Consider the following 8882-nt stretch of genomic DNA (forward strand, 5'->3'; position numbering starts at 1 on the left):
CAATACCAAAATGAAGGGAGGCACTTTCCGCAGAAAATTGTCCTTTTTTGACCGCTTGTATGACGGTTAATTTGAATTCAGAAGAGTATTTTTGCTTCTTACCTATTACCGCTAACCCATTGATTCCGTTATGATGAAATTGAGCAATCCACCGAGTTAAGGTTTTCTTGGGTAATTGAAAATGTCGTTGAGTGAATAAACGATTTTTATCGTTTTGAAGATAAAACTCGATGACTTGTTGTTTGAATAGTGAGTTATATTTGGTCATAAAAAATCTGCACCTTAATCCGTTGGATGGTTAGTCCAACTTTTGGGGGGCAGATCAGAAGGTGGCTTTCTTTTTTATATGTTACGCTGTTGTTTGAGTGATAACCGGCGATTGCGAACGTGTCACGCCAGCCATATCAGTAAGTTCATCCATACGGTTAATTGTAATATATTTACCTTGTACAGTGATCATACCGCTTTTTTGGAAACGACCTAATAAACGGCTGATGGTTTCAATGGTTAAACCTAAGTAGTTACCGATATCGCCGCGGGTCATTGTTAAACGGAATTCACGTGCCGAGAAACCACGGGCAGAGTAGCGCTGAGACAGATTATGCAAGAACGCGGCTAATTTTTCTTCCGCACTCATTTTTGAAAGTAAAAGAATCATTTCTTGATCACTTTTAATTTCATTACTCATTAAGCGCATAATTTGATGCCGAATTTTAGGCATTTTACCCGCAAGGTCATCCAAAATGTCAAATGGAATTTCGCAAATCATTGACGTTTCAAGCGCTTGTGCGAAACCAACATGTTTCATATTAGTAATCGCATCAAAACCGACTAAATCACCTGGCAAATGAAATGCTGTAATTTGTTCTTCACCGCTCTCGCTGATGGTATAACTTTTGATTGTACCTGAACGAATTGCATAAATAGAGCGAAGTTCATCGCCGGATTGGAAAATAATCTGAGATTTTTGAACAGGTTTTTTTCGCTCAATAATATTATCAAGCTGAGTTAATTCATGTTCGTTCAGTGTGAATGGTAAACAGAGCTGACTAATGCTGCAATTTTGGCAATGAATAGTACAAGCTGTACGATTCGTATTTTTTACGTCAGAAATGATTTTCATAAGACTTACTGTATTGTAAAGTAGGCAAAAGTTTGATTTGGCGCAAATATTATCACTAATTATTGTTAGAATAAAGATATATCAGAATTAATTTAAGTGAAAAAGTTATTTTCAATACAGTTTTTATTTTGAAGAAAACTGACTCTATTATTTGAAATATTTTTTCAAAAATGAGATCTAGTTCAAACTTTAATTGGAAAGAGTATGCTAGTATTTGAACCAAAGATAAGATTTCGACAGGCAAATAAGGAGTCTATTATGTACAAACATATTTTAGTCGCAGTTGATCTTTCTGAAGAGAGTCTCATTTTACTCCGTAAAGGTGCGAATCTTGCTGAAAAATGTGGCGCGAAGCTCTCGCTTATCCACGTTGATGTCAATTTTTCAGACCTCTATACAGGTTTAATCGACATTAATATGTCTTCTGTACAAGATAGTGTCATGCAAGAAACAACTAAAGCACTCAATGAACTTTCTACCAAAATTTCATACCCAGTGTCAGAATGCTTAAACGGCACAGGCGATTTCAGCCAAGTGTTGGAAGAAGCGGTTGAAAAACATCAGATTGATTTATTAATTACCGGGCATCACCAAGATTTCTGGAGTAAATTTATGTCTTCAACTCGTCAAGTAATGAATAATGTGAGCGTTGATATGCTCGTTGTTCCATTAGCTGACGAATAAGCTTGTATAAGACGGTTTTATGACCTGACCACTTGAGAACATCTTTGTTTTCAAGTGGTCTTTTTGATGCATTATATTAAAAATAACTTAAAAAGTTTTTTACTTGCCAATTAGCAAAGAAAAGAAAAACGTGTAGAATAGTAAGGCTTACAACTAACATTATTATTTGTTATATATTTTTAGAGTGCTATTTAAATGAAAACAACTTCAGAAATTAGACAATCCTTCTTGGATTTCTTCCATAGTAAAGGACATACCGTTGTACCAAGCAGTTCTTTGGTACCAGAGAATGACCCTACCTTATTATTTACTAATGCAGGGATGAACCAATTTAAAGATGTTTTTCTCGGCTTAGAAAAACGACCTTATACTCGAGCAACTACCGCGCAACGCTGCGTTCGTGCCGGTGGTAAACATAATGACTTAGAAAATGTAGGCTATACGGCACGCCATCATACTTTCTTTGAAATGATGGGCAACTTCAGTTTTGGTGATTACTTTAAACAAGATGCAATTCAATTCGGTTGGGAATATTTAACTTCTCCGCAATGGCTTGGGCTTCCGAAAGAAAAATTATATGTAACGGTTTATGAAACGGATGATGAAGCTTATGACATTTGGAATAAAATTGTAGGTGTGCCAACCGATCATATTATTCGTATCGGTGATAACAAAGGCGCACCTTATGCTTCGGATAACTTTTGGGCAATGGGCGATACTGGTCCGTGTGGTCCTTGCACTGAAATCTTTTATGATCACGGCGATACTTTCTGGGGTGGTTTACCGGGAACGCCAGAAGAAGATGGTGACCGGTATATCGAAGTATGGAATATCGTATTCATGCAATTTAACCGTCAAGCAGACGGTACAATGGAAAAGTTACCGAGACCGTCTGTAGATACGGGTATGGGTTTAGAGCGTATGACGGCAGTAATGCAACATGTAAACTCAAATTATGAAACGGATATTTTCCAAACATTGATTAAAGAAGTTGCTGGTTTATTGAATGTAACCGATTTAGACAATAAATCTTTACGTGTGGTGGCAGACCATATTCGTGCGTGTTCATACTTAATTGCGGATGGGGTAGTTCCATCAAATGAAGGTCGTGGCTATGTGTTACGCCGTATTATTCGTCGTGCGGTACGCCATGGTAACTTTTTAGGTGCAAAAGAAGCGTTTTTCTATAAATTAGTGCCTACACTTGCAGTCGTAATGGGTTATGCAGGTGAAATCTTAATGCAAAAACAAGCTCATATTCAGAAAACATTAAAAGCGGAAGAAGAGCAGTTTGCACGCACACTTGAGCGTGGTTTAGCATTGTTAGAAGATGCATTGACAAAAGTAGATAATAATACGCTTTCAGGTGAAGTTGCATTTAAACTTTATGATACTTACGGCTTCCCATTAGATTTAACTGCCGATGTATGTCGTGAACGTAATATTACGATTGATGAAGCAGGCTTTGAAGCAGAAATGAGCGCACAGCGTGAGCGTGCTAAAGCAAGCAGTAACTTTGGTACCGACTATAACAACGTGATCAAAGTGGATGGACAAACAGACTTTATCGGTTACGATAATTTAGAAGCTCAAGCGACAGTTGTTGGTTTATTCAGTAATGGTAAAGCGGTTGATGTGATTCAATCTGGCGAGTCAGCTGTGATCATTCTTGATCAAACTCCATTCTATGCAGAAATGGGCGGACAAGTTGGTGATAGCGGTTTAATTTCTACAGAAATTTGCGAATTTACTGTAAGTGATACTCAAAAATATGGTCAAGTTTTTGGACATATCGGTCAATTAACATCAGGTAATTTGACTATTGGTGATAAAGTTACTGCACATGTGGAAGCAAACCGTCGTCAGGTAATCACAGTAAATCATAGTGCAACACACTTATTACATTCAGCACTGCGTGAAGTATTAGGTGATCATGTAGCACAAAAAGGTTCATTGGTGTCCGAAGATGCATTGCGTTTTGACTTTTCTCAACCAGAAGCCATTACAAAAACGCAGTTAGAAGAAATTGAACGTATCGTAAACCGTAAGATTCGCGAGAATATCCAAGTAGTTATTGAAACAATGGATATTGAGTCTGCGAAGCAAAAAGGTGCGATGGCGTTATTCGGTGAGAAATATGGTGATGTAGTCCGAGTTGTCGGCATGACTGAGTTTTCAATTGAACTTTGTGGAGGTACTCACGTCCAACGCACGGGTGAGATTGGTTTATTCAAACTAGTTTCTGAAGGTGCTGTTGCTGCAGGCGTAAGGCGTGTAGAAGCCGTAACTGGTGAAAAAGCAATGAATTGGTTACATAATCAGCAAAGGATTATTCAGCAAAGTGCTGAATTATTAAAAGCGGATAGTAACTCATTAGTTGAAAAAATTCAGCAGCTTCAAGATAAGGCTAAGCGTACAGAAAAAGAGCTTCAGCAGCTTAAAGATAAATTTGCTGCACAAGCCGGTTCTGAATTAGCAAAACAAGCTAGTCAAATTAACGGTGTAAATGTCATTGTTCAGAAACTTGAAGGTGTAGAAACTAAATCATTACGTACTATGGTTGATGATCTTAAAAATCAATTTGAAAATGCCATTATCGTTTTTGGTAGCGTAGCAGATGATAAAGTGAACCTAATTGTTGGTGTTACGCAGGAACTTTCAAGCAAAGTTAATGCTGGTGAACTGGTAGGTGCTATGGCACAACAGGTTGGTGGTAAAGGTGGTGGGCGAGCTGATATGGCGATGGCTGGCGGTTCAGAACCACAACATCTTGATTCAGCACTCAAATTTGCGCAAGAGTGGATTCAAGTGAAACTTTAATAATTTAAAAGAGGCAATGCTGAGGGATAAGCTTTGCCATAAAAGTTCTATGTGAGTGTAATAGAACTTTTAACCGAGGAGATTAACTATGCTTATACTAACTCGTAAAATTGGGGAAAGTTTACTAATAGGAGACAACGTTGAGATAACTGTACTCAGTGTTCGAGGTAATCAGGTAAAATTGGGTGTAAACGCACCAAAAGAAATCTCAGTTCACCGTGAAGAGATTTATCACAGAATTAAAGCATTGGCAGATGATGCCGCTGATGAAAAGCACAGTAATCAACGGATTACTTGATTCAGGTGTAAACGTTATTATTTAGGTATGATGGGGACGGAAGTTGCAAACGGATGGTAGTATTCAAACCACTGCGAGCCATAATCCAATGGATTACAACAGGATGAAACTTATGTGCAAGGGTTCGCACCCAATTAGCGCTGATACAGGCTTAGCGGATATTCAACGTTTAGCGGAAGAAAACAATTTTCCAGCTGTTACACAACCGCGGCACATATACACAGAAAAGCATTCAGGGAGAATATGTAGAACATTTACTCTATTGACATAAATAAACTCACACCGAAAAAACGTGTTATTAATTCTGAGAATGGTGCGGCAGGTCATATTATTGACGCAATTGAGGCACAATTCAAAACGAAAGCAGTACCGGTTGAGTTTGTTAAAGTCCAAGATGGTAAGGTAATTACGTTAGACGGCTTAAGTGTGGAAGTATGTAATTGGCGTTTTAATTTACGCAGTTCAAATACAGAACCTGTAATTCGTTTAAATTTAGAAACAAGAGAGGCGATAAGCAGCTAATGCAGGAAAAAACGGATGAAATTCTTGCTTTACTTCGTCAATAATTGTTAGAATTTAAACAGAGTTAGACCGCTTACAATTAATGTAAGCGGTTTTTTATCAATGCGCATAAATGCGTGTTATTTCTTGATGCAATAGCATCTATTTATAAGGATTATATAATGAAAGTGATTATTCCTGTAGCGGGTCTTGGTACTCGTATGCTTCCGGCGACTAAAGCAATTCCAAAGGAAATGTTAACAATTGCAGATAAGCCATTAATTCAATATATTGTTAATGAGTGTGTGGCGGCAGGTATTAAAGAAATTGTGTTGGTAACTCATTCATCAAAAAATGCTATCGAAAACCATTTTGATACGTCTTTTGAGCTTGAAACAATGCTTGAAAAACGTGTAAAACGTCAATTGCTCGATGAAGTGCGTTCAATCGTGCCAAAAGATGTGACATTAATGCACGTGCGCCAAGGTCAAGCAAAAGGTTTAGGTCACGCAGTATTATGTGGTAGAGCAGTGGTTGGTAATGAGCCGTTTGCCGTTGTGCTTCCTGACGTAATTTTAGCGGACTTCGCAGCAAATCAAAAAACTGAAAACCTTGCGGCAATGATCAAACGTTTCAATGAAACTAAACATAGCCAAATCATGGTGGCTCCGGTGCCAAAAGAAGATGTTAGCAGCTATGGTGTAGCGGATTGCGCAGGTGTAGATATTCCGGCAGGTGAAACTGCGAAAATCGTAAAAATGGTTGAGAAACCAAGTGTTGAAGAAGCGCCGTCTAACTTAGCAGTTGTTGGTCGTTATGTATTCTCTGAAAACATTTGGGATCTACTTGAAAAAACACCAGTAGGTGTAGGCGATGAAATTCAATTAACAGATGCAATTGATATGTTAATTGAGCAAGAAACTGTGGAGGCATTCCATATGACAGGCCGTACCTTCGACTGTGGTGATAAATTAGGTTATATGCAAGCATTTACTGAGTATAGCTTACGCCATGATAAGTTTGGTAATGAGTTTAAAGATTTTATTAAACAGTTAGCTAAAACATTATAATTCATAAATAAAGGCGCTCTTATTGCGCCTTTCCTTTCGTATTAGTCCCTAAACATAATTATTTAAATTGTATTTGCTCTTCAAGATCCTCAATTGCTTTTAAACACTTCATTTTACGGTATTCTGTTTCTTGTATTTGCCTTTCTAACAAAGTTTTGTCAGCTTGCGAAGCATTGTAGCTTTTTTCAACTAACCAGCTAATTTTCTCATTTAACGCTCTTAGTGCTTTTCGATACTCATTCAATCGGCGAGTGGGAGCAAGAGTATGAATGTTTTTGGGAAAGCGGAACGAAGACTGAAAGAGTAGAGTTTCATTACTTTGTTTTAATTTTATAGTTTGAACTGCTTGATTAAGCGCTTCACATTGCTGAAAAAGTTTAGCCGCATAAGCATTAGCATAATCTTCAGAAGATTGCTTATTTAATTTATTTGCTGTTTGCATTATTTCTTGAACAAAAAATGATACTTTTTGTTTTGGAGTAGAAAATATATTCTCAGAAATAATCACCTCATGCTCATAAAAAGGTAAAAACGTATCTAATTGTTTTTGCACTAAAGTTGGGAAATTTTTAATCATATCAAATGTAATTTAAGTATAATTTTGAGTATTATAAATTGATTTTTAATGATTGTAACCGTTTGCGTTTGTATGAAAATTCTTCTAAAGAATAAGAATTTTCTGGATTTGTGAGCTTTATCACAAAAAAAACACTTTTTTTGTAAATTTAACAAATATCAAAATTATTCAAAAAAGTTCTTATATATCAATATGTTAAGATGTTGTGAAATTTGGAGTATTTTATCTTTTTTTAAGCAAGTTTCATTTTAATTTGTAAATAATTGGTGTAACTTGTTGTTTTATAATGAGTTTTATATTGATTGCATTTGGAGTGTGACCCTATTGACAGGCTATGTTGATTTTGCCATTATTCACCCGTAATTACATTTACTGAAGAATTCTTACACGGTAGATGTTAGTTTTGGAAAATTACTCTTACACCTTATCGAGAGTAATTTTAAATAAACTTAAAATTAAAAATTAAGGTGAACATTATGAAAAAAACTCTAGTTGCATTAGCAGTAACAGCATTAGCTGCATCAGCTCAAGCGGTAACCGTTTATGATGCAGAAGGTACTAAGGTACAAGTTGATGGTTCTATCCGTTTAATTATGGAAGAAGCAGGTAAAACAGTTAAAGATGCTAACGGTAACAAAACTAGCAAAACTAAATCAAATTTACGTAATGCGGGTAGCCGTATGGGAGTACGTGTAAATCACGAATTAGGTGACGGTTTCTTTGCGTTAGGTCGTGTTGAATTCCGTTTTGATGGTCACAATTCTGGTCGTGATAAATTTGGTGATATCTATGCAAAACGTGCATATGCAGGTTTAGGTAAAAAAGAATTAGGTGAAGTAACATTCGGTCGCCAATTAACGATTGCTGATGATTATGGTCAAACAGATGATTATGAATACGGTATTGTACCATCATATATTAGAACTGCTGGTAACTCAGTAGTTCGTTATGCCTATAAAGGCATTGAAGGTTTGCAATTAGGTGCAAACTATAACTTTGCACAAAAACAAGATGAAAAAGGCGAACTTTTAGATTCCGCTATCAAAAATGCTTTTGGTGTAGGTGCAGTATATGAAACTCAATTAGGTGGTAATACATTTAATATTGAGGGTGGTTACGGCCGTACTAACTATGAAACAGCTCAAAATTACAAACACTATCAAGATGGTTATGAAATCGCATTAGGCTATACTATTGGCGATTTAAAATTAGTAGGTGATTTTGGTTATAAATATGAGAAAAATGCTGATGAGCGAACAAAAGCATTCTTTGTAGCACCAGGTTTCCAATATCAAGTAATTCCAGCTTCACGTATCTATGGTAACTACTTATATGAACGTGCAGAAACTACGGTAGTTAAAGCTAATTCTGCAAAAGAGAAAGCTCATGGTTTCTTATTAGGCGTTGACTATAAATTCCACAAACAAGTTGTAGCGTTTGTTGAAGGTAAATATGTTCAAACTAAAGACTACGATGCGGTAGGTAATGGTTACAGTTATAACGGTAAAGTAACTGATAAAGCTATCGGTGTAGGTATGCGTGTTTACTGGTAATATCTTTACCAACGCTTAACTAAATAAGCTTATAAAACCCCAATGGTGTGAAAACTGTTGGGGTTTTGTTTTTATGGTTTAATTTTGGTTGAATAAAGAGAAAAAAGTCGTACAAGTTAATATTCCTAAGAGCGTAAATAATTTTCTATTTAACATAATCTACATTATGCGAAGTAAAGTGATTGTAACCAATTGATTTATAAGGATTTATTCCACAGGAACAAGGATAATATCGCCAACTTGTAAATCAAAATAG

The 8882-nt window shown here is 36.3% G+C and carries 9 protein-coding genes and 1 pseudogene; 7 read left to right on the top strand and 3 right to left on the bottom strand.

Going from position 1 to position 8882, the window contains the following annotated elements:
* The coding region (locus tag C228_RS0112710; RefSeq protein WP_018651146.1) for a helix-turn-helix domain-containing protein at nucleotides 1–268 on the bottom strand (268 nt) is incomplete at its 3' end.
* Between the two features lie 81 nt (nucleotides 269–349).
* Nucleotides 350–1123 carry an FNR family transcription factor gene (locus C228_RS0112715; RefSeq protein ID WP_018652970.1) on the bottom strand — a complete coding sequence of 258 codons (774 nt, stop codon included), beginning with the start codon at nucleotides 1121–1123 and terminating at the stop codon, nucleotides 350–352.
* Nucleotides 1124–1381: 258 nt separating this feature from the next.
* Between C228_RS0112715 and C228_RS0112720 the strand changes: the two genes are divergently transcribed.
* The 6 genes and pseudogenes from C228_RS0112720 to galU all read left to right on the top strand — a co-directional run bounded on the left by C228_RS0112720 (nucleotide 1382) and on the right by galU (nucleotide 6496).
* A complete protein-coding gene (locus tag C228_RS0112720; protein ID WP_018652971.1) occupies nucleotides 1382–1807 on the top strand; it encodes a universal stress protein in 426 nt (141 codons plus the stop codon).
* A gap of 195 nt (nucleotides 1808–2002) precedes the next feature.
* A complete protein-coding gene (gene alaS, locus C228_RS0112725; protein WP_018652972.1) occupies nucleotides 2003–4627 on the top strand; it encodes an alanine--tRNA ligase in 2625 nt (874 codons plus the stop codon).
* A gap of 88 nt (nucleotides 4628–4715) precedes the next feature.
* Nucleotides 4716–4925 (top strand): carbon storage regulator CsrA, encoded by a 210-nt coding sequence (gene csrA, locus C228_RS0112730; protein ID WP_018652973.1) that lies wholly within the window; start codon nucleotides 4716–4718, stop codon nucleotides 4923–4925.
* Nucleotides 4894–5321: pseudogene (locus C228_RS14240) on the top strand (phosphomannomutase CpsG); the annotation flags it as partial. The gene csrA and the pseudogene C228_RS14240, both read left to right, overlap by 32 nt.
* Nucleotides 5322–5330: 9 nt before the next feature.
* Nucleotides 5331–5447: a hypothetical protein gene (locus tag C228_RS15220; RefSeq protein ID WP_425393296.1), complete on the top strand. Its 117-nt coding sequence runs from the start codon at nucleotides 5331–5333 to the stop codon at nucleotides 5445–5447.
* A 161-nt stretch (nucleotides 5448–5608) separates the two neighbouring features.
* Nucleotides 5609–6496, top strand: coding sequence for a UTP--glucose-1-phosphate uridylyltransferase GalU (gene galU / locus C228_RS0112735; protein WP_018652974.1), 888 nt, complete (start codon nucleotides 5609–5611; stop codon nucleotides 6494–6496).
* A 58-nt stretch (nucleotides 6497–6554) separates the two neighbouring features.
* On the opposite strand, the gene priC is transcribed toward galU, so the two are convergent.
* A complete protein-coding gene (priC, locus tag C228_RS0112740; protein WP_018652975.1) occupies nucleotides 6555–7073 on the bottom strand; it encodes a primosomal replication protein PriC in 519 nt (172 codons plus the stop codon).
* 476 nt (nucleotides 7074–7549) lie between these two features.
* Between priC and C228_RS0112745 the strand changes: the two genes are divergently transcribed.
* Nucleotides 7550–8626, top strand: a complete 1077-nt coding sequence (locus C228_RS0112745) for a porin (protein WP_018652976.1) — start codon at nucleotides 7550–7552, stop codon at nucleotides 8624–8626.
* Nucleotides 8627–8882 lie beyond the last annotated feature (256 nt).

Origin of the sequence: Actinobacillus capsulatus DSM 19761, from assembly GCF_000374285.1 — a bacterium.
Lineage (GTDB): Bacteria > Pseudomonadota > Gammaproteobacteria > Enterobacterales > Pasteurellaceae > Actinobacillus > Actinobacillus capsulatus.

Coding starts and splice junctions, on each gene's coding strand:
- C228_RS0112720 (WP_018652971.1), top strand. CDS start 1,382: ATGTACAAACATATTTTAGTCGCAGTTGATCTTTCTGAAGAGAGTCTC.
- galU (WP_018652974.1), top strand. CDS start 5,609: ATGAAAGTGATTATTCCTGTAGCGGGTCTTGGTACTCGTATGCTTCCG.
- priC (WP_018652975.1), bottom strand. CDS start 7,073: ATGATTAAAAATTTCCCAACTTTAGTGCAAAAACAATTAGATACGTTT.
- alaS (WP_018652972.1), top strand. CDS start 2,003: ATGAAAACAACTTCAGAAATTAGACAATCCTTCTTGGATTTCTTCCAT.
- C228_RS0112745 (WP_018652976.1), top strand. CDS start 7,550: ATGAAAAAAACTCTAGTTGCATTAGCAGTAACAGCATTAGCTGCATCA.
- csrA (WP_018652973.1), top strand. CDS start 4,716: ATGCTTATACTAACTCGTAAAATTGGGGAAAGTTTACTAATAGGAGAC.
- C228_RS0112715 (WP_018652970.1), bottom strand. CDS start 1,123: ATGAAAATCATTTCTGACGTAAAAAATACGAATCGTACAGCTTGTACT.